This window comes from Nocardioides sp. URHA0020, assembly GCF_000620705.1.
GTDB lineage: Bacteria > Actinomycetota > Actinomycetes > Propionibacteriales > Nocardioidaceae > Nocardioides.
The window spans coordinates 82,719-107,033 of the sequence record NZ_KK211168.1 but is presented as its reverse complement, the minus strand read 5'-3'; the positions used below and the strand labels follow the sequence as shown (position 1 = coordinate 107,033).

The following is a 24,315-nucleotide window of genomic DNA, read 5'->3' as shown; positions in this document are numbered from 1 at the left end:
CGGGCGCTGACGTGACCGCACGAGCCCTGCTCGTGAGGGGGCTGCTCGTCGGCCTGCTCGCCGGCTTCGCCACGTTCCTCGTCGCCCACCAGGTCGGTGAGCCGCACGTCGAGGCCGCGATCGCGCTCGAGGAGGCCCGGCCCGCGACTGAGTCCGCCGACGGGCACACCCACGAGGGGGCGACCGCCGGCCACACGCACGAGGAGGACGGGACCGTCGTCTCCCGCGGCAACCAGCGGACCTGGGGTCTGCTCACCGGGACCCTGGTCGTCGGCACCGCTCTCGGCGGCATCGTCGCGCTGCTCGCCGCAGCCGCCGTCGGCCGCCTCGGCCGGATGACCCCCGGCCAGTCCACGGCCACCGTCGCGCTGATCGGCTTCGTCTCCTTCGCGCTGGTGCCGTTCCTGAAGTACCCCGCGACGCCGCCCGCGGTCGGCAGCGGCGAGACCATCGGCGACCGGACCAGCTGGTACTTCGCGTTCCTGCTCGTCTCGCTCGCGTTCGCGGCGCTGTCGACGTTGGTGGCCGTGCGGGTCAGCGAGCACTCCGGCGCGTACGCCGGGGTGCTGTCCGGCGCGGGCCTGTACGTCGTCGCGATGGTCGTCGCCGGCCAGCTGCTCCCGACGGTCGACGAGCTCGGCGACTTCCCCGCCGACCTGCTCTGGTACTTCCGGCGGGCCTCGCTGATCACCTCCGCCACGCTCTGGGCCGGCATCGGGATCGGTCTCGCCGGACTGGTCGGTCGGCTGCACCGCCAGGACGTCGCCCGGACCGAGCGACGCGAGCTGGCGGCCAGCCTGTGACCGCGTCGTCCGTCGACGCCCCCTCCCCGGACATCGCGGCGGCTGGTGCCGAGCGCCTGGCCGCCCTGGCCACGCCGCCAGGTGCCCTGGGGCGGCTGGGAGATCTCGCGGTCTGGCTGGCCGCGACGCAGGGCGAGTGCCCGCCCCGCGAGCTGACCGACGTGCGCCTGGTGATCTTCGCCGGTGACCACGGCGTCGCGCGGCACGGCGTCTCGGCGTACCCGCCGGAGATCACCGCCGCCATGGTCCGGACCTTCCTCGCCGGCCGGGCCGGGGTCTCCGCGCTCGCCCGGGCGCACGGTGTCGCGGTCCGGGTGCTGGACCTCGGGGTCGACGACGACCTGGTGGGGGTGCCGGACGACGTACGCCGTCACAAGGTGCGCCGCTCCTCGGGCGCCATCCACCTCGAGGACGCCCTCACCGCCGAGGAGACGCGGCGGGCCCTGGAGGCCGGGGCGATCGTCGCCCGCGAGGAGATCGCGGCCGGCGCGCAGCTGCTGCTCAGCGGCGACATGGGCATCGGCAACACCACGCCGGCGGCCGCTCTGGTCGCGGCCGGCCTGGGACTGCCGGCCAGCGAGGTCGTCGGCCGGGGCACCGGCATCGACGATGCCGCGCTGGCCCACAAGGAGCACGTCCTCCAGCAGGCGCTCGACCGGACGGCCGACCGGACCGACGACCCGGTCGCGTGCCTCACCGCCCTCGCCAGCGCCGACCTGGCGGCCAGCACCGGCTACCTGCTCGAGGCCGCCCGCCAGGGAGTGCCGGTGCTCCTCGACGGGCTGATGGCCGTGGCCTGCGCCCTCACCGCCGACCGGATCGCCCCCGGGGCGGCCGCATGGTTCGCGGCCGGCCACCGCTCGACCGAGCCCGCGCAGTCGCTCGCGCTCGCCAAGCTCGGCCTCGAGCCGGTGCTCGACCTGGGCCTGGGGCTCGGCGAGGGCAGCGGCGCGGTGGCCGCCGTCCCCGTGCTGCGCAGCGCGGTCGCGCTGCTGCGCGACGTGGCGCTGCTGTCCGAGCTGCTGCCACCCGATGCCTGACGCCTGGCGGCTCGCGACCGGGACGCTCACCGCGATCCCGGTCCGAGCGCCCCGGCAGGTCGACCGCGTGACGGCGCGCCACGCGATGCTGCTGGCCCCGCTCGCGGTCGTGCCCCTCGGCGCGCTGGTCGCCGCTCTCCTCTGGCTCGGCGGCCTCGCCGACCTGCCCCCACTGGCGGTCGCGTTCGTCGCCGTCGGCGCGCTCGCCGCCGGGTCCCGCGCCCTGCACTGGGACGGACTCTCCGACGTGGCCGACGGGCTGACCGCGTCGTACGACCGCGAGCGATCACTGGCCGTGATGAAGACCGGCACCAGTGGTCCCGCCGGCGTGGTCACCACCGTCGTGGTCGCCGGTGTCCAGGCCGGCGCTCTGACGGCGTACGTCGACACCGCCGCGCTCGCCCTGCTCGCGGGCGCGCTCGTCTGCCTGTCGCGGTGCGCCCTGTGGGTCACCTGCTGCTCGCGGGTGCCATCGGCTCGTCCCGGTGGGCTCGGCGACACCTACACGCGCACCGTGCCGCTGCCGCTCGCGGCGATCGGCGGCGTGCTGCTCTCCGTCACCGGCGGGATCGCCGTGCTGCTGCTGGTGCGCCGTGCGACGACGCGCTTCGGCGGAGTCACCGGCGACGTCTTCGGGGCCGGCATCGAGCTCGCCCTCGCCACCACGCTGCTCACCTGGGCGTGGCTGTGAGCTCAGAGCCTCAGCACCCGACCCGCCACGACGAGGTGCACCTCGTCGCACGCGCCCCCGAACCGCTGGTTGACCGACCCGAGCAGGTCCCGGAAGACCCGTCCCGACCGATGTCCCGGCACCACCCCCATCCCGACCTCGTTGGTCACCAGGACCACGCTGCCACCGGCCGCCGACAGTGCCGTCAGAGCACGGTCGACCTCGGCGTCGACGTACGCCGACAGCTCGGGCATCGGCGCCTCCCACAGCCCGACGTCGTCGACCGTGCGCGTCAGCCAGGTGCCGAGGCAGTCCACGAGCACGTCGTCCCGGGTGGCGAGGGCGGTCACCAGGTCACCGGTCTCGAGCGTGCTCCAGTCGTCGGGCCGACGCGCGCGGTGCGCCGCGATCCGCTGCTGCCAGTCGGCGTCGTCGCGCACCGGTCCCGGCGCGACGTACCGCACCGCGCTCGCTCCCTCCAGCAGGCCCTCCGCGTGCCGCGACTTGCCGGACCGGACGCCGCCGGTGACCAGGACCCTCATCGATGACTCCCTTGAGTGGGCGGCTGCTCGGTCTGGTGGCGGGCTTCGCCGCCGACCGACGGTGGGGCGACCCGGCGCGGTGGCACCCGGTCGCGGGCTTCGGGCGCGCGGCGGCGGCGCTCGAGCGGGTGACGTACGCCGACCGGCGGCTCCCCGGGGTCGTCCACGTGACGCTCCTGGTGGGTGCCGCCACGGCGCTGGGCACGCGCCGACCGGGCGTGATCGGCACCGCGGTCGCCACCTGGGCGGTCCTCGGCGGACGCTCCCTCGACCGGGAGGCCGCGGCCGTCCAGCGCCTGCTCGAGGAAGGCGACCTGCCCGGGGCCCGCCGGCGCCTCACGCACCTCGTCGGCCGCGACACGAGCCGGCTCGACGAGGCCGCCATCGCGCGGGCGGTGATCGAGTCGGTCGCCGAGAACACCTCCGACGCCGTCGTCGCGCCGCTGGTGTGGGGCGCCCTGCTCGGCCCGCCGGGGCTGCTGGCCTACCGCGCCGCCAACACGCTCGACGCGATGGTCGGTCACCGGAGCCCGCGCTACGAGCGGTTCGGCTGGGCGGCGGCCCGGCTCGACGACGTCCTCAACCTGCCCGCCTCGCGGCTGACCGCGGCGCTCGCCGTGCTCCTGGGCGAGGACCGGTCGGCCGCCCGGGCTGCCTGGCGCCGGGACGCGCCCGGCCACCCGAGCCCCAACGCCGGGCCCGTCGAGGCGGCGTTCGCCGGCGCGCTCGGCGTGCGCCTCGGTGGCGTCAACGTCTATGCCGGTCGGGTCGAGGACCGGCAGGTGCTCGGCGACGGTCGTGCTCCGGACGCCCACGACATCACCCGCGCCCGGCGGCTGGCGAGCCGGGTGGGGGTCGGCGCGCTGGTCGCGATCGCACCCATCGCGCTGCGGCCTCGACGTCGCTGACGGTCTCGACCCCGGGCGGGGCGGGCGGACGGCGTACGATGACGACCGGGACGCCCAGCGCCGCCGCGGCCTGCATCTTGGGCCACGTGTGCGAGCCACCGGAGTCCTTGGTGACCAGCACGTCGCAGCGGTGCCGCTGCATCAGCGCGACCTCGTCCTCCAGCCGGTAGGGCCCGCGGTCGCGCAGCACCTCCCACGTGCTCGGCACCGTCAGCTCCGGCTCGTCCACGACCCGCACGAGCGCGTGGCGCTCGGCCAGCGGCCCGGCGAAGCGGTCGAGCGACTGCCGCCCGACCGTCAGGAACGGCCGGTCCCCCAGTCCCGCGGCCGCGGTCGCCGCCGCGTCGTGGTCCTCGACCCAGGTCCAGTCGCCGTCCCAGCCGGGACGCTGCAGCCGCAGCAGGGGCACGCCGACGCAGGCCCGCGCCGCGTGCGCCGAGATCTGCGTAGCGAAGGGGTGAGTCGCGTCGACGACGGCATCGAAGTCTTCGGCGTACGCCGCCAGCCCGGCCGCACCGCCGAAGCCACCGATCCGCACCCCGCCGACCGGCAGCCGCGGCTCGGCCACCCGGCCGGCCAGCGACGTCATGACGTCGGTCCCGGCGCCGACCAGGATCGCGGCCAGCGCCCGGGCCTCCGCCGTACCGCCCAGGACCAGGACCCTCATCGCCGGTCCCCCGGCGGCAGCACCGGCATCGACCCCGGCGCTCCGGAGGTGGCGAGGTCGAGCAGCGCGTCGACGTCGAGGTGGTGCTCCACCAGGTCGCCGAGCAGGTCGAGGCGGCGCTCGCGCGCGGCGGCGAAGCTGACGCCGGACGACGTCCAGGCGTGGCCGGTGAGCCGGGCGACCTCGACCAGCAGCGCCGAGCGGAAGGCGTCGTGCTCGAGGCAGCCGTGCCACATGGTGCCGAACACGTGGCCGTCACGGGCGCCGCCCAGGAAGCCCTCCGCGGAGCCGACGGACACCCGGCCGTGGTGGATCTCGTAGCCGCCGACGTCCGCTCCCAGCGCGGTGCCGCGGGGCAGCCGCAGCACCTTGTCGGCCCCGAAGACGGTCTCGGCGTCGAGCAGCCCGAGACCCTCGGCCACCGCTCCCGCAGCGCCCTCCACCCCGTCGGGGTCGCGCACGGTCCGGCCGAGCATCTGGAAGCCACCGCAGATCCCGAGCACCGGCCGACCCGCGGCGGCGTGGGCGAGCACGGCGCGGTCGAGGCCGCGTGCGCGCAGCCACGCCAGGTCCGCGAGCGTCGCTCGCGAGCCGGGCAGCACGATCAGGTCGGCGTCGGCGAGCGACCGGCCGTCGGAGGCGTAGACGACGTCCACCCCCGGCTCGAGGCCGAGCGCGTCGATGTCGGTGAAGTTGCTGATCCGGGGTGATCGCACGACCGCGACCCGCAGCGGCGCCGCCCCGTCCGTCACCCGCCGGTCGCCGACGTCCAGCGTGTCCTCGCTGTCGAGCCACACCTCGGAGCTGAAGGGGAGCACGCCGTACACCCGCCGGCCCGTCAGCTGCTCGAGCTCGGTGAGCCCGGGCCCGAGCAGCGACTCGTCGCCGCGGAAGCGGTTGACGACGAACCCCGCCACCAGGCGCTGGTCGTCCGGGGCCAGCAGGGCGACGCTGCCGAAGAGCGAGGCGAAGACGCCGCCGCGGTCGATGTCTCCCACCAGCACCGTCGCCAGGCCACCGTGCTGCGCGAGCCCCATGTTGACGTAGTCGCTGGCCCGCAGGTTGATCTCGGTCGGGCTGCCCGCGCCCTCGGCGACGACCACGTCGAAGCGGGAGGCGAGGTCGTCGAAGGCGTCGTACGCCGCCGCCGCGAGGTGCCGCCGGCCGTCGACGAAGTCGCGCGACGAGACCTCGCCGGCCGGTCGGCCGAGCACCACGACGTGGCTGCGCTGGTCGCTCCCGGGCTTGAGCAGCACCGGGTTCATCGCGACCTCGGGCTCGACGCGGGCCGCGAGCGCCTGCACCCACTGGGCGCGGCCGATCTCGCCGGTGCCGGTCGGCCCGTCGACGACCATGGAGTTGTTGGACATGTTCTGCGACTTGAACGGCGCGACCTTGACCCCGCGTCGCACGAAGGCCCGGCAGAGTCCGGACGTCACGATGCTCTTGCCCGCGTCGGACGTGGTGCCGGCGACCAGGAGGCCGGTCACGGGAGCTTCCACTCGGCGAGGACCCGGCAGCCGTGGTTGGCGTAGCGGTGGAGCGCCAGCCGGTCGGCGCGGCAGCGCGCGGGCATGGTGTCGCCCAGGGCCGAGCCCACGGATGCCCGGTCGATGCCGTCGGCGCGCCGGTCGAGCGTGAGGTGCGGGACCGGATCCGGGACGGCACCGCCGTACGGCGGGCACTCGGGGAACGCCTGGACCAGGCGTGCGGTCAGCTCCCGGAACGGGTCGTCGGGGTCCGGGAGCAGGTGGATGGTCCCGTCCGGGAACTCCCCCAGCCGTGCCAGGTCGAAGTCGAAGGCCGGCGTACGCCGCGCCACCTCCCCCACCCTGGCCAGGTCCTCGTCGCTCGGCTCGGCGACGAACGGGCCCAACGCCGTGATGTGCGCGTGCACGAACGCCGGGTCGGCGGAGACGAAGGACGCGTCGTAGTGGTGGGTGCGTCCGAGGACGTACGGCTCCAGCTCGGGCACCGGGACGACGAGCACCGTGTGGGCCATCAGGCCTCCCGGCGCAGCAGGAAGATGTCCATCACCCAGCCGGCTGCCGCGCGCACCCGGTCTCGCGCCTCGTCGATGGCCGGCAGCACGTCGCCGACCCGGCCCGCGACGAGCGCCTCGGACGCGGTGCCGAGGTTGGCGCCCCACCAGATCGACCACTCCTCGAGGCCGTCGAGCTCGATCACCCGGTTGAGCATCACCACGATGTTGTCCTGCCCCTGGGCGAGCGCCTCGTGCAGCCGGCGGCCGCTGGTGACGTGCAGGGCCTGGCCGACCTCGTGCAGCACGATCCGGTGCCGGGCGGCGAGCAGCTGGATGCTCGAGATGCCGGGGACGACGTCCAGCTGGAGGTCGAGGCGGCCACGCGCCTGCAGCGACTGGAGGATCCGGATCGTGGAGTCGTAGAACGCCGGGTCGCCCCACACCAGGAAGCCCGCGTCGCCGTCGTGGGAGAGCAGGGCCTCCTCGTACGCCGCCCGCCGCTCCTCGTGCCAGCGCGCGACCGCCGCGTCGTACTCATCCTGCGTGGCGGTCCGGTCCGGACGGCGCTCGCGCTCGGGGTCGTCGACCCGCACGATCACCGGCGCTCGCTCGAGGTGCCGGTCGAGCAATCGCTCGCGGGCGTTGACCAGAGGGTCGGGCATGCCGCCGCGGCCGGACTTGTCGGTGACGACGAAGTACGCGACCTCGCGCAGCGCGGTGACCGCCTCGATGGTGACCTGGTCGGGATCGCCCGGCCCGACCCCGATGACCCGGACCCGCTTCATCGGTCGCGCCGTCCGTTGCGCGGGCAGCCGGCGCGGCAGTCGCGTCCGGGCACCTGCGCGAGAGCCGGCCCCTGACCGGGGTCACGGGGCCTCGACGACGCTCGCTGGCGCTCGCTGCTCGACCAGCGACGGCTCGGTCCCCGCACCGACCCCGTCCCCTCGGTGGTTGAGGTGCGAGGGCCGCCAGGCCCGACTCCGGTGGTTGAGGTGCGAGGGCCGCCAGGCCCGAGCCTCGAAACCACCCCCACCGTGCCCGCCTCCACGACCCCGACTCCGGTGGTTGAGGTGCGAGGGCCGCCAGGCCCGAGCCTCGAAACCACCGTCGCCCTCACGCGCGGTCCTCGAGGTCGCCCTCGAGCTCCAGGTAGACCTGCTGCATGGCAGCCAGCGTGTCCGGGTCGGGCGCCTCCCACAAGCCGCGGTCCCTGGCCTCGTGCAGCTTCTCCACGATGCCGCGCAGCGCCCAGGGGTTGGACTTCGTCATGAAGGCACGGTTGGTCTCGTCGAGCACGTACTCCCGCGCGAGCGCCTCGTACATCCAGTCGTGCACCACCCCGGCCGTGGCGTCGAAGCCGAAGAGGTAGTCGACGGTCGCGGCGAGCTCGAAGGCTCCCTTGTAGCCGTGTCGCTGCATCGCGGAGATCCAGCGGGGGTTGACCACCCGGGCCCGGAAGACCCGGTTGGTCTCCTCCTGCAGGGTCCTGGTGCGTACGGCGTCGGGCGTGGTCGAGTCACCGACGTACGCCCGCGGGGCCGAGCCGGTGAGCGCGCGCACGGTGGCGACCATGCCGCCGTGGTACTGGAAGTAGTCGTCGCTGTCGGCGATGTCGTGCTCGCGGGTGTCGATGTTCTTGGCCGCGACCTTGATCCGCCGGTAGTTGGCCCGCATGTCCTCGGCGGCCGGCGCACCGTCGAGGTCGCGGCCGTAGGCGAAGCCGCCCCAGGCGGTGTAGACCTCCGCGAGGTCGGCGTCGTCGCGCCAGCTCCCGGACTCGATCAGCTGGAGGATGCCGGCGCCGTACGACCCAGGCTTGCTGCCGAAGATCCGGGTCGTGGCCCGCCGCTCGTCGCCGTGCTCGGCCAGGTCGGCGCGGGTGTGGGCGCGCACGTAGTTGGTGTCATCGGGCTCGTCGAGACCCGCCACCAGGCGCACGGCGTCGTCGAGCATCGCGACCACGTGCGGGAAGGCGTCGCGGAAGAAGCCCGAGATCCGCACGGTGACGTCGATGCGCGGGCGGCCCAGCTCATCGAGAGGTACGACGGCCAGGCTGCTGACGCGGCGCGACGCCTCGTCCCACTCCGGGCGTACGCCGAGCAGCGCGAGCACCTCGGCGACGTCGTCGCCCGACGTGCGCATCGCGGACGTCCCCCAGACCGACAGGCCCACCGAGGTGGGGTAGTCGCCGGTGTCCTCGAGGTGCCGCTGCAGCAGCGAGGTCGCCATCGCCTGGCCGGTCTCCCACGCCAGCCGGGACGGGACCGCACGCGGGTCCACGGTGTAGAAGTTGCGACCCGTCGGCAGCACGTTGACCAGCCCGCGCAGCGGCGAGCCCGACGGCCCGGCCGGCACGAAGCCGCCGTCGAGCGCGTGCAGCAGCGCGTCGAGCTCGTCGGTCGTGCGCGCCAGCCGCGGCACCACCTGCTCGGCGGCGAAGCGCAGCACCCGCTGGACCTCCGGGTCGTCGTGCATGCCGGCCGCGGCGTCCGGCGACCACGAGGCGTCCTCCATCCGCTGCACCAGCGCGCGGGCCTGCGACTCGATCGCGTCGACGGCGACGAGTCCCGGCTCCTCAGCCTGTCGCAGGGCACCGTCCTTCAGCCCGAGGGCAGCGCGCAGCCCGGGCACGGCGGCGGCCTGACCACCCCACACCTGCGAGGCCCGCAGGATCGCGAGCACCAGGTTGACCCGGGCCTCGCCCTCAGGCGGCTGGCCGAGCACGTGCAGCCCGTCGCGGATCTGGGCGTCCTTGATCTCGCAGAGCCAGCCGTCGACGTGCAGGATGAAGTCGTCGAACTCCTCGTCGTCCGGCCGCTCGTCCAGCCCCAGGTCGCGGTGCATCTCGGCGGCGTGCATCAGCTGCCAGATCTCGCCGCGGACCGCCGGCAGCTTCGCCGGGTCCATCGCCGCGATGTTGGCGTGCTCGTCGAGCAGCTGCTCGAGCCGCGCGATGTCGCCGTACGTCTCGGCGCGGGCCATCGGCGGGATGAGGTGGTCGATGATCATGGCGTGCGCCCGGCGCTTGGCCTGCGCGCCCTCGCCCGGGTCGTTGACCAGGAACGGGTAGATCAGCGGCAGGTTGCCGATCGCGGCGTCGGTCGCGCACGCGGCGGACAGCGCGGCGTTCTTGCCGGGCAGCCACTCCATCGAGCCGTGCTTGCCGAGGTGGACGACGGCGTCGGCACGGAAGCCGTGCGCCAGCCAGCGGTACGCCGCCAGGTAGTGGTGCGACGGGGCCAGGTCGGGGTCGTGGTAGATCGCGACCGGGTTCTCACCGAAGCCGCGGGGCGGCTGGATCAGCAGCACCACGTTGCCGGCCTGGATGGTCGCCAGCACGATCTCGCCCGCGTCGTTGACGAAGAGCTGGCCCGGAGACTCGCCCCACGCCGCCACCATGTCGTCCATCAGCTCGCGCGGGACGTCGGAGGTCCACGCGTCGTACTGCGCCTTCGTGATCCGCACGTGCGCGTCGGTGAGCTGCGCGTTGGTCAGCCACTCCTCGTCCTGACCGCCGGCGGCGATCAGCGCGTGGATGAGCGCGTCGCCGGCCTCGGTCTCGTCGTCGAGGTCCAGGGCCGGGAGGTGGCCGACGTCGTACCCGTCCTCGCGCATCCGGCGCAGCAGCCGGACGGCGCTGACCGGGGTGTCGAGCCCGACGGCGTTGCCGACGCGCGAGTGCTTGGTGGGGTACGCCGACAGCATCAGCGCGACCCGGCGCTCGCCGACCGGGATGTGGCGCAGGCGGGCGTGGTTGACGGCGATGCCGGCGACCCGGGCGCACCGCTCGGGGTCGGCGACGTAGCGCGGGAGACCGTCGGCGTCGACCTCCTTGAAGGAGAACGGGGCCGTGATGATCCGCCCGTCGAACTCCGGGATCGCGATCTGCGTGGCCGAGTCCAGCGGGGTCACGCCGTCGCTCGACGCCTCCCACTCCTCGCGGCTGCTGGTGAGGCAGAGCCCCTGCAGGATCGGGATGTCGAGCCTGCGGAGCCGCTCGACGTCCCAGGCCTCGTCGTCTCCCCCGGCGCCCGCTCCGGCCGGCTTGCTGCCGCCGGCCGCGAGCACGGTGACGACCAGCGCGTCGAGGGTCGCGAGCGCGTCGTACAGCTCGTCCGGTGCGGAGCGCAGGCTGCCCGCGAAGACCGGTACGCCGACCGCACGGCCGGTCGCGTCGATCGCGTCGACCAGCGCGTGCGCGAAGGCGGCGTTGCCGCTGGTCTCGTGGGCGCGGTAGTAGAGGACGCCGACGCGGGGCAGTCCGCCGGTCGCGTCGCGCTCGGCCATCCCCCACTGCGGGACCACGAGCGGCGGCTCGAACCCCTCGCCCGTGAGCAGCACGGTGTCGGACAGGAACGCGTGCAGCTGCGCGAGGTTGGCCGGCCCGCCCTCGACCAGGTAGCGGTGCGCCTCGGCGGCGATCCCGACCGGGACGGTCGACAGCTCCATCAGCTCGGCGCTGGGCTGTGCCTCACCGCCGAGCACCACCACCGGCATCCCGGTGTCGCGGATCCGCGCGAACCCGGTGCACAGGTCCTGCGGCGAGCCCAGGATCCGACCGACGACGAGGTCGGCTCCCTCGATCACCGCGGCCATGGACTGGTGACCGGGACGGGCCGGGTTGGCGAAGACGAAGTCCGCACCGGAGGCCCTGGCGGAGAGCAGGTCGGTGTCGGATGTCGAGAGCAGCGCGATGCGCATGATCCTCCTCGGGGTTCTCGCCCGTCGTTGGTGGAGGTCTCGTGGTCAGTGTCTGACTTCGACCGATCGCTGCCTCGCAGCGAACGGCCTCACAGTGGCGGAACCGCCCCGGACTCGCACCGGGTTCCTGGTCCACGAGACGTGGTCGGCCCAGCCTAGTGGTCGCCGCGCCGCGGGCCTGCGGCCCGGGTTCGCGGGAAGGGTAACCTAACTCGGACAGTCAACGAGAGGAACCAGCGTGGCCACCTGGCACGGACGCGTCGAGACCACCGAGTGGCTGACGCCCACCCTGGTGCGGGTCGTGCTGGGCGGTGAGGGCCTCGCCGGCCTGACGATGCCCGACGCGACCGACACCTACGTCAACGTCGCGATCCCGCCGGTGGGAGCGCCGTACGCCGCCGTCTTCTCCCCCGCCGAGGTGCGCGAGACGCAGCCGAAGGAGACGTGGCCCGCGCGACGCCGCTACACCGTGCGCGACTGGGACGCCGCAGCCGGCCTGCTGAGCCTGGACTTCGTGGTCCACGGCGACGAGGGCGCCGCCGGGCCGTGGGCCGCCACCGCCCGTCCCGGCGACGTCCTGGTCTTCGAGGGCCCGGGCAGCGGCTTCCTGCCCGACCCGACGGCGGACTGGCACCTGCTGGTCGGTGACGAGTCGGCGCTGCCGGCGATCGCGGCCTCGCTCGAGGCCATCCCGGCCGGCCGCCGCGCGATCGTGCGGCTGGTCTGCGACGGCCCCGGCTTCGAGATCCCGCTGACCTGCGCGGGTGACCTCGACCTGCTCTGGCTGCACCGCACCGGCGCCGTCGACGACGTCGACCTGCTGCCCGACGCCGTCGCGGACGTGGCCTTCCCCGAGGGCCGCGTCGACGCCTTCGTGCACGGCGAGGCCGACGAGATCCGCGCGATCCGCCGGCACCTGATCAGCGACCGCGGCGTGCCGCGCGCCGACATGTCCTGCTCGCCGTACTGGCGGCGCACCATGACCGACGAGGCCTGGCGGGCGGTCAAGCGCGACTACGTCGCCGCGATGGACGCCGACGTCGCCTGATCCGTCCAGACACCCAGAATGGCTCCCGGGAGGACCTCCCGGGAGCCATCTCTGGTGTCTCGACGCGCTACGAGGTCACTGGTCGTAGATGATGACGCCGCGGATGTTCTTGCCGTCGCGCATGTCCTGGTAGCCCTGGTTGATCTGGTCCAGGGTGTACTCCTGGGTGACCATCTCGTCGAGCTTGAGCTTGCCGTCCATGTAGAGGTTCAGCAGGCGCGGGATGTCGTAGCGCGGGTTGGCGTTGCCGAAGATGCAGCCCACGAGCTCCTTGCGCTGCATCGACATGTCGAAGAGGTTGAGCTTCACGTCGTCGGCCATCATGTTCGACACCGAGGTGACGACGACGCGGCCGGCCTTCTTGATCAGCGACATCATCGGAGCGATGTGCTCGCCCTCGGCCAGGCCGATCGCGAGGATCGCCTTGTCGGCCATCGCACCGTAGGTGATCTCGCTGATCAGCGCCTGCGCGTCGACCATGCTCGGCGCGGTGTGGGTCGCGCCGAGGGTGAGCGCCTTCTCGCGCTTCCAGTCGACCGGGTCGATCGCCACGACGAACCGGGCACCGGCCATCGCCGCGCCCTGCACCGCGCTCATGCCGATGCCACCGAGCCCGGCGACGGCGACGGTCTCGCCCGACTGCACGTCCGCGGCGTACGTCGCGGAGCCCCAGCCGGTCGTCACGCCGCAGCCCACGAGGGCGGCCTTCTCGAGCGGGATGTGCTTCTCGATCTTCACGGCGCTGTCGACGTTGACCACCGTGTACGGCGAGAAGGTGCCGAGCCCGACCATGATGCCGAGGTCGCGGCCGTCCTTGGCGTGGTGGCGGTAGGAGAAGTCCGAGAGCTGCATGCCGCTGAGCAGGAAGGCGCCGAGGTCGCAGAGGTGCTGCTTGCCCGTGGAGCACGACGGACACTTGCCGCACGACGGGATGAAGCTGAAGACGACGTGGTCGCCGACCTCGAACTCCGTGGTGTCGGGACCGACCTCGGTGACGACACCGGCGCCCTCGTGGCCGCCGATCACCGGGAACTGCTTGAGCCCGAAGGCCTCGGCGAGCTCCGGGTCCAGGACCATGTCACCGGTCACCATGTGCTCGTCGGAGTGGCACAGGCCGGAGGCGGCGAGCTTGACCAGGATCTCGCCCTTCTTGGGCGCGTCGAGCTCGATGTCCTCGACGCTCCAGTCGGTGTGCGGCTCCCACAGGATCGCGGCGCGGGTCTTCATGCTGGCTCCCTAACTAGAACAGGTTCTTGTCCCTGCAAGGTACTGCCCGATGTGTCGCCTGTCACGCGAACTCTCAGGCGTGGGCGTCCTCGGATCCCAGGCCACGCAGATGTACGACGAACCCGGGGTTCGTCAGCGCCCACGGTCCGCGCGCCCGCCGCACTGCCGCGATCGCCTCGTCCGGCGTACGCCCGTGCTTCACCAGGGCGCTGGCGACGACCAGCCCGGAGCGGTTCAGGCCGCCCGAGCAGCGCACCAGGACCCGCTGACCGTCGGCCAGGGCAACAGCCACCCGGCCGGCGACCTCGTCGACCCGCACCGCGGTCACCGGGTCGATCGCGGCGTCCGCGAGTCGCAGCACGACGTGCTCCACGCCGGCCGCGGGTCCGTAGCCGGGCCTCGTCGCCAGGCTGACGACCAGGTCGAACTCGGCTCCGACCACGCAGGCGGACGCGGACTGCGAGCGCACGTCGTGGCCGCCCTGGAAGAGCCCGGGCACGACCTCGTTCCAGGCGTCGTCGCACAGCGGCATCGACGTCGCCCGCCCGCTGCCGTGGCAGTGGACGCAGTCCGGCACCAGCGCCGGTTCGGCGTAGCAGGCGTGGCAGAGCACGCCGGCAACCTACCGGTCAGGCGGCGTACGCGATCTTGCTGTCGACCGCCGCGAAGATCTCGGGGGTGATGTCGGCGATCCCGTGCGCGCTGGCCGCATGGGCCGCGACCTGCCCGAGCAGGTCGCCCCGGTCGCGGTGCTCGAACCGGGCGGAGCAGCCCGGCATCACGTCTCCACAGGCAAGCTTGAACATCATGGCCTCTCAGGTCAGGGTCAGGTCAGGGTCAGGTCTGGGTCAGGTCGAGTGCGTCGTACGGCGTGGGATCCGCACCCAGAGCACGGCGCCGTCCTCGTCCTGATCGGCACCGAGCGTCCCGCCATGAGCGATCACCAGGGCCCGAGCCAGGTAGAGCCCGATCGTCACGCCGGTCCCGTCGTCGTTGAGGTCGAACGGCTCGAAGAGCGCCTGCAGCACCTCGACGTCGATCGGGTCCGCCTCGCGGACCACCCGCAGCTCCAGCCAGGGGCCGACCTCGACGACCTCGAGTCGCAGCGCGCGTGGGGTGGGGATCGAGCGTCCGGCGAGCCAGAGGTCCCGGAGGACGCGGCGCAGGTGGTCCGGATCGCCCGTCACCTCGACGTCGCCGCCCAGCCCGGCGATCTCGCCCAGGTCGGGCAGGTCCGCGGCCAGCCCGGCGATCGTCACCGTCCTGGGCTCCAGCCGGGTCAGCCCGAGCGACGCCGCGGCCAGCAGCTCGACGTCGATGATCCGGTCGGCGAGCCGCGCCAGCGCGTCCTCCAGCTTGGCCAGCGAGCTGACCACCATCCTCGGTGGCAGCTCGTCCTCCTGGAGCATCGCCACCCAGCCCTGCGCGACGGTCAACGGCGTGCGCAGCTCGTGGGCGAACGCCGCCAGGAACCGGTCGCGCTGGTTGGCGGCCTCCGGGTCCGGGGTGTTGGTGACCTGGGCCGTCCCGGCGTCGACGAAGGCCGTGACCCAGCGGTGCACCACCGCTGGGTCGACCGACCACCGCTGCGCGACGTCACCGGTGCCGCGGCCACCGAGCACCTCGAGCACCGCCCGGACCCGCGGGTCCGGTCCCTCCTGCGCCCGGCCGCCCTCGAGCACCTCCGGCCGCCACGCCCCGTCGGACATCTCTGCCTCCTCCCCCACCCGATCGGTCGGTCGGCGGCCGACCTGAGCGGCCGACCCGAGTCGCCCTGAGCGGCTGCGTGGGGCGCATGGCCCGAATGCACTATGGCGATGCCCCGATGACCCGAGAAGACTCGGGACTGCACCATCGCCTCGGCACCCGACGGTCCGGGGATGACGGCCCTGGGTTCTCGGGGGCACCGTGGGGGCGCGCTGCCTGTCGACGGCGTGAGATCGCGTTGAGGAGCAGTCGTGCTCGAACCACCTGGGCTACCACCGGGCCCGCGACTGCGGCTGCTCGGACGGTGGCAGCTGACCGCGACGCCCCAGCTGCCGAAGTCCGGGGTGAGCCGCGACGCCCGGCGCCTGCTGACCCTCCTGGCGCTGCACGGCGCGGCCGACCGCGACGCGGTACGCCGACAGCTGTGGCCCGGGTCGGAGGCACCGGCGTCGGCCGCCCGGCTGCGCAACAGCCTGTGGCGGCTGGCCAAGGCGCGCGCGGCCCTGCTCCACGAGGACCGGGGCGCGCTCAGCCTCCGCAGCTGCGTCGACGTCGACGTCGACGAGCTCTTCACGGCGGCCGCCGCGATCGACCAGGGCCTGGAGGGCCTCGGTCCGGAGCTCTTCGAGGCCGACCTGCTGCCGGGCTGGGACGAGGACTGGCTGGTCGTGGACCGCGAGCGGATCCGCCAGCTCCGGCTGCACGCCCTCGAGCGGCTCTCGGAGCGCCACCTGCGCGCGAGGCGCTACGACCTGGCGCTGGACGCCGCGCTGGCCGCGGTGCACGCGGACCCGCTGCGGGAGAGCGCGCACCGCTCCGTCATCGGCGTCCACCTCGCGGAGGCGAACGTCGTCGAGGCGATCCACCAGTTCGAGCGGTGCCGCTCGATCCTCGCCGACGAGCTCGGCGTACGCCCGAGCAGCGCCCTGCAGTCGATGATGGCCGGCTGCGGGACGATCAGCTCGCGGGAGTGAAGTAGTACGACAGGCCCGAGGAGCCCCAGTCCGCGAAGACCTTGGTGTAGCGGTTGGTCACGCCGGCCTGCAGGTCGGACCGGACGTTGGCGACGACCCGCGCCGCCAGCGCCTCCAGCCACATCCGCTCGGTGACCGCGCCGGAGACCATGTCGGCGCCCATCTTCGCCTCGCCGCCGAAGCCGGCGATGACCTCCTTGAACCGCTTCGGCAGCCCGTTGCTGCCGTCGGTCGCACCGCGGCCGGACTGGTGCAGCGCGTGCACCAGCACGTGGGCGGCGATCTCGGTGATCGCACCCATGCCACCGTCGATGAAGGGGTACCAGGGGATGTCCGGGTTGGTCCCGGACGAGCCGATCCAGTCCAGGTCGGCCTTGACGTCCGCGGCCAGCTGCAGGTCCTGGGCGGGGTGCAGCGAGGTGATCCGGGCCATCGTCTGGAGCTGGGACTCCTGCGCGGCCGACAGCGGCTCCGCCTGACCGGTCCGGCACGCCGCCCTGACGGCGTCGAAGCCGGCCTGACCGCCGAACGGCGCGACCAGGTCGGCCGTGAGCCCGTTGGCCGCGGCGTAGCCCTCGATGGTGTCGAGCACCGTCGCGATCCGCGCCAGCGTCCAGGAGCCGATGCCGAAGTTCAGGCGGGCGGAGTCGTGGTGGACCTTCGTGTAGTCGCCTCCGGCCTCGGCGCGCGCCACGGACCGGCCCACGTCGACCCGCACCTGGTCCGACTGCGCGCTCTGCGTCGAGGTCGAGTCGACACCCAGCGCCGAGCCCCGGCGCCCCAGGCTCTGGCCGAACGCGACGCCCGAGCCGGCCTTGGAGATGATCCAGTCCTCCTTCTCCGGCGTGAGGAGCACGGCGCGGTTCATCCGCAGGTCGGGCTTGGGCCCGGTGTGCACGCCGATCACCATCCGGCCGCTGAAGACCGGTGATCCGCTGTGACCGCCCTCGGTCATCATCGGGTAGTAGACGAGGTCGTAGTCGGCCTGGCCGATGTGGGCGCCGTCCATCCGCTGGCCCTGGGTCTCGAAGGCGGTCCCGTCGACCTTGCCGTAGCCGCACACGACGATCGGCACTTCCTGGGACAGCGACACGTTCGCGAGGGTGAAGTTGCCGGCCTGCGAGGGCAGTCCCGGCACCGGCAGGACGGCCAGGTCGAAGCCGCTGTCGTTGCTGGCGGCCCACTTCGGGTGCACGTTGTCGCGCCAGGTCACGGTGAAGGACTTCGTCGGGTACGTCGAGGCGCGCGGGCTGTACGCCGGCAGCACCTCGATGCTCGCGGTCTCCCAGCCGTCGGCGGCGTCGTAGAAGTTGTGCCCGCAGGTGAGCAGCACCTCGTCGGCGATGTAGAAGCCGGTGCCCCAGGCGAGCTGGCCGGTCGTGGAGGTCAGCTTGAGCTGGCAGATCGCGCTGTGCGGGAACTTCATGACCTCCGAGTCGGGGACGCCGGCCTCCCAGGTCGCCCGCCGCAGGAACCAGTCCGCCCAGATCGCAGCGGCGCTCACGAGCCCGGTGATGCTGTAGTCGCTCGGCGTCTCGGGCGGGTAGATCGACGCCGCGCGCCCGTAGCCCTGGGCCGCCACCCACTGCGGCCTCGCCATCGGCGCCGCGCCCCCGGCGACGGACTCGCGGATCGCGATCGCGAGGGCCTCGGCGAGCTGGTCGCGGTACGCCGGGTCGGCGAGCAGCTGCGCACGGTGCGGGGCGGCCAGGGACGCGATCTCCACGAGGCAGGCCGCGGTCGCGGGGTCGTGCCGGTCGGCGGCGAGCTGGCCGAGGTCGGCGCGCAGCACGTCGCCGCCCGAGCCGGTCGCGGCGCCCACCCGGCGCTTGATGTTGTCGGCCAGTGCCCGGCTCGACGCCGAGGCCGTCGTGGCGACGACGACGTCGGTCCGGTCGACCGCCGGGTCGGAGCCGCTGAAGTGCACCGAGACGAACGCCGCGGCGTGGAGCTTCTTCGCGGTGTCGGCCCGCTCGGCCAGGGACAGGTTGGTGTCGCTGTCCCGGGTGAGGACCACGACGTGGTCGCGGGTCAGGCGGTCGCGCGCGCGACGAGCCACGTCGAGGGCGACCTCCTTCTCCAGCAGCCCGCCCGCGCCGGTGCCGCGGTTGGGGCTCGAGGCTCCGGCAGGCTGGCTGCCGCCGTGTCCGGGGTCCAGGACCAGCAGGGGTGAATTCACGACGGTCTCCTCACGACGGGATCGAGCGGGGCACCCGTCATCGAACGCCACGGCGGTCACGGCGGCATCGCAGGCACGTCGGGCTTCCGTCACCGTCGCGTCGCCGCTCAGGCCGCGTCGCCCGCTCGGGGGTTGGCGGCGTTCGCGCCGGCCGGCGGGTTCGCCGCCGGGTTGGCCGTGTTGCCCTGCAGCAGGCCGATCATGCCGGGCTGCGCGAAGCGCTCGAGCGGGAAGACGTCGCTCTTGAACTTCAGGTCCACCTCCCCCATCAGGTCCACCGAGGCGTTGATCTCGTCGGAGGCCGACCTGCTCTGCGTGCTGACGTAGGCCACGGAGTTGACGGACACCACGCCGAAGCCGAGGAAGCCGCCGCCGGCGGCGGTCGTGTTGTGCTCCTCGAACCTGCTGGCGCTGTCGGCCTTGCCCTGGTCGGAGGCGTCGATGTGGAAGTCGAGCTTGGCCCGGATCCGGCCGCTGGTCACGACGATCCGGTTGATCCCCATCAGCACCATCGTCGAGAGCATCTGGTGCCGCTGCTGGGCCAGCGACCGGCGCGCCGCCGGCACCAGGGTCTCGGCGATCGCGTCCTCGTCGAGGTCGACGTCCTGGTCGAGGCCGAGGTCGGCCTTGAGCGACGGTGGCTCCTTGTCCGCAGCCTCCGGGCGGACGACGACCCTCGGGTCGCCCTGGCTGGTGTCGACCTTCAGGTGGTACGGGTACTTGCTGACCAGCCAGTCCTTGGCCTGGTTGTCGGTGATGTTGTCGGCCATGAACTGGTCGACGGTCTTGGCGACGTTGGCCAGCAGGTTGCCGAACGCCTCCATCTGCTTGATCGACGCGTTCACGATCGCGTTGAACGTGCCGTTGATCAGGTCGGCGACGAAGCTCGGGAACGCGACGGCGTTCAGGGTGTCCTTCGTGACGCCCGCCATCAGGCTGACCGCCCGGTCGTCGAACCGGTCGGCGTCGACCGGCGGTGGAGGCGGATCCAGCGGTCCGGCGGCCTGACGAGCGGACGGTCCGGCGATCGCCTGCGCGTGGGCCGGCGTGATCGGAGCCGGAGCCGGTGGCGCCTTGTAGACGGGGATCTGGCCGAGCCTCGACGTCTGGGCGAACTGCTCCTGCACCAGCGCGGCGCCGTACCCGGCGATCTTGTTCAGGTCGTGCTCGAGCTTGTCCCGGGTGCCCTCGTCGAGCTGGTAGTACGACGGGCTCGCGTGCAGGAGGGCTCGGATCTGGGTGCCGACGAGCTCCTGGACGGCCGGGGTCGGCGCGATGGTGCCCCGCGGCAGCTGGGCGTACGGCCCCGTCAGCGTGACTGATCTGGTCGTGGCGGGCTTGAGCATGTCACTCACCTCGGGGTCGGTGCTGGTGGGGTCGCTGCGGGAGGCGTCGCCGGCGGGATCGTCGGTGGGGTGGCCGGTGGGGTGGCCGGTGGGGTGGCCGGTGGGGTCACGGCAGGCGGCGTTCCGGGAGGGGTCCGAGCCGGCGGCGTGACCGGCGGCGTGACCGGCGGCGCGGCGCGCGGGGTGGCCGGCGGGACCGGCGGTGGGGTCATCATCGTGGGCGCGGCCCGCATCGGAGCGTCGATGCGGGCGCTGGTCCGCCGCGCGGTCGGCGCCACCCGCGCGTCCGGTGAGGTGCCCCACGGGATGGCCTCGGCGTTGGCGGCCGGGGCGGGGGTGTTCGCCACGATCTGGCCGATCGCGCCCTCGCCGATCAGCCGGTTGAGCTGCACGGGGTCGCTGCGGAAGTGCAGCTCCACCTCGCCGGTGAGGTCGGCAGCGACGTTGATCTCCGACTCGCTCTCCGACTTCGACGTCGACACGTAGCCGACCGAGGTGCTCACCGAGGCCGACCAGGGGCCGAAGCCGACGCTGCCGGCCGCCGTGACCCGCAGGTCGAACTCCGAGGCGTTGGCCTCGCGGGCGGCGTCGGAGGCGTCGATGTGGAAGGCCATCGTGGCCCGGATCTTCCCCCCGGTGACCACGATCCGCTCGGTGCCCATCAGCACCAGCAGCGACAGCGTCTCCAGTCGTCCCTGGCTCAGCTTGCGCCGGGCGGCCGGCACCAGGGTCTCCTCGATGGAGTCCTCGTCGTGGAGGTCGACGGAGCCGGTGAGGCCGAGCTGGTCCTGCCACTTCGGGGGCGTCTCGGGGGCGTCCGCGCGAGCGGCGAGCTTGCCGCCGCGCAGCTGGAGGTGCGTGCCGTACTGCTGGGCCAGCCACTCGCGGGCCTGGCTGTCGGTGATGTTCGACGCCTCGAACTCGTCGACGGTGCCGGAGACGTTGCCGAGCAGCGCGCGGATCGCGTCGAGCTGCTGGATGCTCGCGTCCATGATCGCCCGGAAGGTCGAGCGGATCAGGTCGGCGACGAACTCCGGGAAGGCGATCGCCTTGAGGGTCTGCCTCGTCACCTCGCCCACCCGCGAGGTGGCGCCGGCGCCGAGGTTGTCGCTGGCGGCCTGGCTGCGCGCGACCGGGGGCGGGCGCAGGGTCGTGGTCTGCTTGAGCACGGGACGCTGCTCGAGCCTCGCGGACTGCCACCAGTCGTCGCGCACGAGCTCGGCGGCGTACGACGCGATGTGGTGCATGTGCCGGGAGAGCTCGCGCTGGTCGTCGGTCGAGAGCTGGTGGAAGGACGGCGCCGCGGCGAGGATCGCGTTGACCTGGCTGGCGACGAGGGCTCGGGTCGCCGGGGTCGGTACGACGCCGCGCGGGTCCGGGCGCGTCGAGAACGGACCGGGCAGCGCCGGTGATCGCTCCAGGACCGCAGCCGTCATCACTCACCGCCCGACCGGCTGGGCGGCGAACCCGGTCGCGGTCAGCCACACGTCCGCGGCCTGGGTCAGGGTGCCGTCGACCAGGTCGGGCACCGACGGGTAGCCCACCGAGGAGACCACGGTCCGACCCGACTGGCCCCGGTCGAGGTGGCGGCCGATGTCGACCGAGCCGGACGGCTGCATGGCTCGGACCACCGCCCAGGTGCCGCTGACGTGGAAGAGGTCGCCGACGCCCTGGAGGGCCAGCAGGTCCAGCGACGACCGGAGCTGCTCGACGAGCGGCTTCGCGACGATCAGCGTGTTGCCGTACTGCCGCGGCGACAGGTTCGCGCGCAGCCGGTCCCCCGCCAGCCGCAGGCCGCCACGGGTGCGGGGCAGCCCGTGCGGGTCGAAGGTGGCGATCGCGTCGCAGTAGCCGGCCAGCAGCTCCTCGAACGCCTCGTTGCCCAGGGGCGCCGCGGCGATCGACGGACGGCCGGGGACGGCGTCCGGCTCGACCGGCGTGCCGAAGAGCCGGGCGAAGAGCTGCTCGCGCATCGGCGCCCGCGGCCAGCGCGGCACGCTGGCGGCGTACGCCTCGAGCTGGCCGGCGGCAGCAGGGTCCTGGATGCCCAGGCCCCAGCGCTCGTTGGCCAGCAGCTCCGCGCAGGGCACCACGCCGACCTGCTCGAGCTCGCTGAGGAGGTAGAGCGAGCCGAGCACCGCCGCGGCGGCCGGCTCGATCGTCGCGTCGTCGATGCCGTCGGGTGGCAGCTGGAGCCGCAGCGGGTCCCCGCCCGCCGCCAGGGAGAGGGCGCGCACGTCGCGCAGGGCGGCGTCGAGGCTGACCGCGAGGGACGCGCCCATGGCTCACCGTCCCGGCGTGGCGGGCATCGGTGGCAGGGGCGGCAGCGGCGCCGGGGCGGCCGGTGCGGCCGCTGCCGGCACCGGGGTCACCGGCTTGGGTGCCTCCGGCTTCACGACCCCGAGGATGTCGGTCATCTTGTCGAGCGGGAAGACGTCGCTCTTGAACCGGATGTTGACGTCACCGGTGAGCTTGGTCTTGAGGTCGACCTTCGCCTCGCTGTCGTCCTTGTTGACCGTGTTGACGTTGATCTGCGTGGTCGTGTCCGAGGTGTAGGTGCTGCTCGGCGAGAAGATCCAGCCCCAGCGCGAGCGGGAGTACTTCTCGTTCTGGGTGCGGTTGTAGTCCATCGTGCGGGCCCGCTTCTTGGTGATCTTGTCGCGGGTGTCGAGCTGGAAGACCACGGTCGCCTTGATGGAGCCGTCGGTGACGATCAGCCGGTTGATCCCCATCAGGACCAGCGAGAGCAGCACCTGCTGGCGGTCCATCGCCATCTTCTTGCGCGCCGCGGGCACGAGCTGCTGCTCGATCGTGTCCTCGTCGAGGGAGTCGACCGGGGCGGCGAGACCGAGGTCGCCGAAGAAGTCGGGCATCGCGTCGGTGTCGGCGTCGGAGCGTGGCGCGATGGTCGCCTTGTCACCGGTCGTGTCCACCTCGAGGTGGTCCGGGTAGCGGTCCACGAGGTAGTCCCGCGCCTGGTCCTCGGACACGTTGTCCTTCATGAACGCGTCCACGCTCTTGGACACGTTCTTCACCAGCTCGGCGAAGGCCTCCATCTGCTTGATCGACGACGTCACGATCGCGTTGAAGACGCCGTCGATGAGCCCGGCGACGAAGCCCGGGAAGTCGACGTTGTCGATGGCGTTGCCGAGGGCGTCGACGCCGGCATCGGCGGCCTGCGCCCCGCCCTGGTCGCCGAAGTCCTGACCGGCCGTGTCCGGGCGCGGCGGGTCGTCCAGGGCCCGCACGGGCTCGGCCGACAGTGCCAGCGGCAGGTCGCGCGTCGTGCCCCCGGCGTCGGCGAGGTACTGACCGACGTTGACCAGCCCGTGCGCCAGGTCGCGACGCTCGTGCTCGGGCAGCGCGGCGAAGGCAGGGGTGCGCATCAGCAGGTCACGCACCTGCGCGCGCACCAGCGGCACGGTCGCGACCGGTGGTGCCGCGACGGCGGTCATCGCCAGCCCGCCGTGCTGGCGACGCCGTGCGGCGCACCGCTGCCCACCAGGACCGGCTCGGGCGCCGGTACGGCGGTCGGGTTGCTGACCACCCGGGGCCGGATGTGCAGCGACAGCCGGGCGGGCATGTCGGGGCGCACCGTCACCGACAGCACGGACAGGCTGCCGGGGCTCTCGTCGCCCTCCGGGCTGAAGGCCGCCACCCACTGCTCGAGCGCGCGCAACGAGCGCGGACGCTCGCTGAGCTCCAGGGCGAGCAGGTCGGCGATGTTGGCGGGCAGGTCCGGCACCTGCTCGAGGTCCACGTCGAGCCGCATCTCGATGCCGTGGCGCATCGGCCGGAAGGTCAGCAGCGAGCTCTGGGCCGGCAGGGTGTAGCGCGCGCCCAGGGCGAAGGCCACCGCCGTCATCAGCGACTGGTGCTGCGGACCCAGGCCGAGCTGGTCCATCATCGGCGCCAGCGCGGCCAGTGGCAGCTCCGCGCCGAGCCGGAAGGTCATCGACTGGCTCCCGCTCTGCCGGGCCGCCCGGATCGTCGTGAAGGCCGGCTGCGCGCCCGGGACGGTCGTCATCACCGTCTCCCCCACCCGCCGGGCCATCTCCGGCAGGCCGTCGGTGAACCACGGTCCCCACAGGTAGGTCACCTGGGCCTCGCGGAAGCCGTCGCGGTCGAAGGCGCTCACGACGGTCGCCGAGTCGTCGCCGGCGGCGACGGACTGCGCACGGTCGCTGTTGCGGTCGAACCACAGCAGGGCCTGCCTGCCGAAGTTGGACCCCAGCAGGTGCCGCACCTCCTGGCTGGCGGCGGAGACGCCGCCCGACCCGCCCGGCCCGTTCTCCGGCACCTGGCAGGAGAACGCGAGCGAGCCGCTCGCGGTCTCGGAGAAGCGCGGCTCGAAGGCGTGCCGGCTCCGGTACGTCGGGTCGCCGGGCGGCATCGGCAGCGCGCCGTCGAGCAGCCCGGTGACGGGACCTGACGGGTCGACGGTGCCGAGCACGCGCGACGCCGTCCGCAGCAGCCTGCGGGCCTGGTGAGCGGCCTTGTCGGAGGAGTAGGGATACAT

The 24,315-nt window shown here is 73.4% G+C and carries 22 protein-coding genes and 1 riboswitch; of the genes, 6 read left to right on the top strand and 16 right to left on the bottom strand.

Annotated features, from left to right (window positions below):
* Positions 1-11: 11 nt before the first annotated feature.
* Genes N542_RS0112255 through N542_RS0112245 form a run of 3 tightly spaced genes read left to right on the top strand, consistent with a single transcriptional unit; the run spans position 12 to position 2,534 of the window.
* Positions 12-803: a CbtA family protein gene (locus tag N542_RS0112255; protein ID WP_028644156.1), complete on the top strand. Its 792-nt coding sequence runs from the start codon at positions 12-14 to the stop codon at positions 801-803.
* On the top strand, positions 800-1,843 hold the full coding sequence (gene cobT, locus N542_RS0112250; RefSeq protein WP_051551701.1) for a nicotinate-nucleotide--dimethylbenzimidazole phosphoribosyltransferase: 1,044 nt from the start codon (positions 800-802) through the stop codon (positions 1,841-1,843). The genes N542_RS0112255 and cobT overlap by 4 nt, the downstream gene beginning before the upstream one ends.
* Positions 1,836-2,534, top strand: coding sequence for an adenosylcobinamide-GDP ribazoletransferase (locus N542_RS0112245; protein WP_028644154.1), 699 nt, complete (start codon positions 1,836-1,838; stop codon positions 2,532-2,534). The genes cobT and N542_RS0112245 overlap by 8 nt, the downstream gene beginning before the upstream one ends.
* Positions 2,535-2,536: 2 nt before the next feature.
* Here N542_RS0112245 and N542_RS0112240 read toward each other — a convergent pair whose 3' ends face one another.
* On the bottom strand, positions 2,537-3,055 hold the full coding sequence (locus N542_RS0112240) for a bifunctional adenosylcobinamide kinase/adenosylcobinamide-phosphate guanylyltransferase (protein WP_028644153.1): 519 nt from the start codon (positions 3,053-3,055) through the stop codon (positions 2,537-2,539).
* A 2-nt stretch (positions 3,056-3,057) separates the two neighbouring features.
* Here N542_RS0112240 and N542_RS0112235 point away from each other — a divergent pair, with 2 nt between their 5' ends.
* The gene (locus tag N542_RS0112235; RefSeq protein ID WP_028644152.1) at positions 3,058-3,963 is read left to right on the top strand and encodes a cobalamin biosynthesis protein; all 906 of its coding nucleotides are present in this window, start codon (positions 3,058-3,060) and stop codon (positions 3,961-3,963) included.
* Here the strand turns inward: N542_RS0112235 and N542_RS24685 are convergent.
* The 5 genes from N542_RS24685 to cobN all read right to left on the bottom strand — a co-directional run bounded on the left by N542_RS24685 (position 3,875) and on the right by cobN (position 11,315).
* Entirely contained in the window at positions 3,875-4,630 is a 756-nt protein-coding gene (locus tag N542_RS24685) for a cobalt-precorrin-6A reductase (RefSeq protein ID WP_051551700.1), read from the bottom strand. The two genes, N542_RS0112235 and N542_RS24685, sit on opposite strands and share 89 nt — an antisense overlap.
* On the bottom strand, positions 4,627-6,120 hold the full coding sequence (locus tag N542_RS0112225) for a cobyric acid synthase (protein ID WP_028644151.1): 1,494 nt from the start codon (positions 6,118-6,120) through the stop codon (positions 4,627-4,629). The genes N542_RS24685 and N542_RS0112225 overlap by 4 nt, the downstream gene beginning before the upstream one ends.
* Positions 6,117-6,632: a 2'-5' RNA ligase family protein gene (locus N542_RS0112220; protein ID WP_028644150.1), complete on the bottom strand. Its 516-nt coding sequence runs from the start codon at positions 6,630-6,632 to the stop codon at positions 6,117-6,119. Before N542_RS0112220 ends, N542_RS0112225 begins: the two co-directional genes overlap by 4 nt.
* Complete coding sequence (gene cobF / locus N542_RS0112215) at positions 6,632-7,399, bottom strand: precorrin-6A synthase (deacetylating) (protein ID WP_036507688.1); 768 nt, start codon at positions 7,397-7,399, stop codon at positions 6,632-6,634. The genes N542_RS0112220 and cobF overlap by 1 nt, the downstream gene beginning before the upstream one ends.
* 328 nt (positions 7,400-7,727) lie before the next feature.
* Positions 7,728-11,315, bottom strand: a complete 3,588-nt coding sequence (gene cobN, locus N542_RS0112210; protein WP_028644148.1) for a cobaltochelatase subunit CobN — start codon at positions 11,313-11,315, stop codon at positions 7,728-7,730.
* Positions 11,316-11,341: 26 nt separating this feature from the next.
* Positions 11,342-11,489, bottom strand: a riboswitch (cobalamin riboswitch).
* A 64-nt stretch (positions 11,490-11,553) separates the two neighbouring features.
* Here cobN and N542_RS0112205 point away from each other — a divergent pair.
* The gene (locus N542_RS0112205) at positions 11,554-12,363 is read left to right on the top strand and encodes a siderophore-interacting protein (RefSeq protein ID WP_028644147.1); all 810 of its coding nucleotides are present in this window, start codon (positions 11,554-11,556) and stop codon (positions 12,361-12,363) included.
* Between the two features lie 75 nt (positions 12,364-12,438).
* Here N542_RS0112205 and N542_RS0112200 read toward each other — a convergent pair whose 3' ends face one another.
* The 4 genes from N542_RS0112200 to N542_RS0112185 form a co-directional block, all read right to left on the bottom strand.
* Positions 12,439-13,590: an NDMA-dependent alcohol dehydrogenase gene (locus N542_RS0112200; protein WP_028644146.1), complete on the bottom strand. Its 1,152-nt coding sequence runs from the start codon at positions 13,588-13,590 to the stop codon at positions 12,439-12,441.
* A gap of 73 nt (positions 13,591-13,663) precedes the next feature.
* Complete coding sequence (locus N542_RS0112195) at positions 13,664-14,203, bottom strand: protein-tyrosine phosphatase family protein (protein ID WP_051551698.1); 540 nt, start codon at positions 14,201-14,203, stop codon at positions 13,664-13,666.
* A 16-nt stretch (positions 14,204-14,219) separates the two neighbouring features.
* Positions 14,220-14,399 carry a DUF1059 domain-containing protein gene (locus tag N542_RS24680; protein ID WP_036507686.1) on the bottom strand — a complete coding sequence of 60 codons (180 nt, stop codon included), beginning with the start codon at positions 14,397-14,399 and terminating at the stop codon, positions 14,220-14,222.
* 39 nt (positions 14,400-14,438) lie between these two features.
* Positions 14,439-15,299, bottom strand: a complete 861-nt coding sequence (locus tag N542_RS0112185; RefSeq protein WP_028644144.1) for a sensor histidine kinase — start codon at positions 15,297-15,299, stop codon at positions 14,439-14,441.
* A gap of 249 nt (positions 15,300-15,548) precedes the next feature.
* Between N542_RS0112185 and N542_RS24675 the strand changes: the two genes are divergently transcribed.
* Positions 15,549-16,271, top strand: coding sequence for an AfsR/SARP family transcriptional regulator (locus N542_RS24675; protein WP_036507682.1), 723 nt, complete (start codon positions 15,549-15,551; stop codon positions 16,269-16,271).
* Here N542_RS24675 and N542_RS26675 read toward each other — a convergent pair.
* From N542_RS26675 to N542_RS0112150, 6 genes are all read right to left on the bottom strand, one after another.
* Positions 16,255-18,450, bottom strand: a complete 2,196-nt coding sequence (locus N542_RS26675) for an N-acetylmuramoyl-L-alanine amidase (RefSeq protein ID WP_028644143.1) — start codon at positions 18,448-18,450, stop codon at positions 16,255-16,257. The genes N542_RS24675 and N542_RS26675 overlap by 17 nt on opposite strands.
* 107 nt (positions 18,451-18,557) lie before the next feature.
* The gene (locus tag N542_RS26670) at positions 18,558-19,796 is read right to left on the bottom strand and encodes a hypothetical protein (protein ID WP_051551694.1); all 1,239 of its coding nucleotides are present in this window, start codon (positions 19,794-19,796) and stop codon (positions 18,558-18,560) included.
* Between the two features lie 5 nt (positions 19,797-19,801).
* Positions 19,802-21,232, bottom strand: coding sequence for a hypothetical protein (locus tag N542_RS0112165; protein WP_155993036.1), 1,431 nt, complete (start codon positions 21,230-21,232; stop codon positions 19,802-19,804).
* Between the two features lie 3 nt (positions 21,233-21,235).
* Positions 21,236-22,078: a hypothetical protein gene (locus N542_RS0112160; protein ID WP_028644141.1), complete on the bottom strand. Its 843-nt coding sequence runs from the start codon at positions 22,076-22,078 to the stop codon at positions 21,236-21,238.
* 3 nt (positions 22,079-22,081) lie between these two features.
* Positions 22,082-23,251, bottom strand: a complete 1,170-nt coding sequence (locus N542_RS0112155) for a hypothetical protein (RefSeq protein WP_028644140.1) — start codon at positions 23,249-23,251, stop codon at positions 22,082-22,084.
* On the bottom strand, positions 23,248-24,315 hold the full coding sequence (locus N542_RS0112150) for a hypothetical protein (RefSeq protein WP_028644139.1): 1,068 nt from the start codon (positions 24,313-24,315) through the stop codon (positions 23,248-23,250). Before N542_RS0112150 ends, N542_RS0112155 begins: the two co-directional genes overlap by 4 nt.

Bases quoted from the DNA above. Each gene is read 5' to 3' on its own strand.
- N542_RS24680 (WP_036507686.1), bottom strand. From the start codon at position 14,399: ATGATGTTCAAGCTTGCCTGTGGAGACGTGATGCCGGGCTGCTCCGCC.
- N542_RS0112165 (WP_155993036.1), bottom strand. From the start codon at position 21,232: ATGACGGCTGCGGTCCTGGAGCGATCACCGGCGCTGCCCGGTCCGTTC.
- cobN (WP_028644148.1), bottom strand. From the start codon at position 11,315: ATGCGCATCGCGCTGCTCTCGACATCCGACACCGACCTGCTCTCCGCC.
- N542_RS0112220 (WP_028644150.1), bottom strand. From the start codon at position 6,632: ATGGCCCACACGGTGCTCGTCGTCCCGGTGCCCGAGCTGGAGCCGTAC.
- cobF (WP_036507688.1), bottom strand. From the start codon at position 7,399: ATGAAGCGGGTCCGGGTCATCGGGGTCGGGCCGGGCGATCCCGACCAG.
- N542_RS0112155 (WP_028644140.1), bottom strand. From the start codon at position 23,251: ATGACCGCCGTCGCGGCACCACCGGTCGCGACCGTGCCGCTGGTGCGC.
- N542_RS0112245 (WP_028644154.1), top strand. From the start codon at position 1,836: ATGCCTGACGCCTGGCGGCTCGCGACCGGGACGCTCACCGCGATCCCG.
- N542_RS0112240 (WP_028644153.1), bottom strand. From the start codon at position 3,055: ATGAGGGTCCTGGTCACCGGCGGCGTCCGGTCCGGCAAGTCGCGGCAC.
- N542_RS26670 (WP_051551694.1), bottom strand. From the start codon at position 19,796: ATGCTCAAGCCCGCCACGACCAGATCAGTCACGCTGACGGGGCCGTAC.
- N542_RS0112185 (WP_028644144.1), bottom strand. From the start codon at position 15,299: ATGTCCGACGGGGCGTGGCGGCCGGAGGTGCTCGAGGGCGGCCGGGCG.
- N542_RS0112150 (WP_028644139.1), bottom strand. From the start codon at position 24,315: ATGTATCCCTACTCCTCCGACAAGGCCGCTCACCAGGCCCGCAGGCTG.
- N542_RS0112235 (WP_028644152.1), top strand. From the start codon at position 3,058: ATGACTCCCTTGAGTGGGCGGCTGCTCGGTCTGGTGGCGGGCTTCGCC.
- N542_RS24685 (WP_051551700.1), bottom strand. From the start codon at position 4,630: ATGAGGGTCCTGGTCCTGGGCGGTACGGCGGAGGCCCGGGCGCTGGCC.
- N542_RS0112200 (WP_028644146.1), bottom strand. From the start codon at position 13,590: ATGAAGACCCGCGCCGCGATCCTGTGGGAGCCGCACACCGACTGGAGC.
- N542_RS0112160 (WP_028644141.1), bottom strand. From the start codon at position 22,078: ATGGGCGCGTCCCTCGCGGTCAGCCTCGACGCCGCCCTGCGCGACGTG.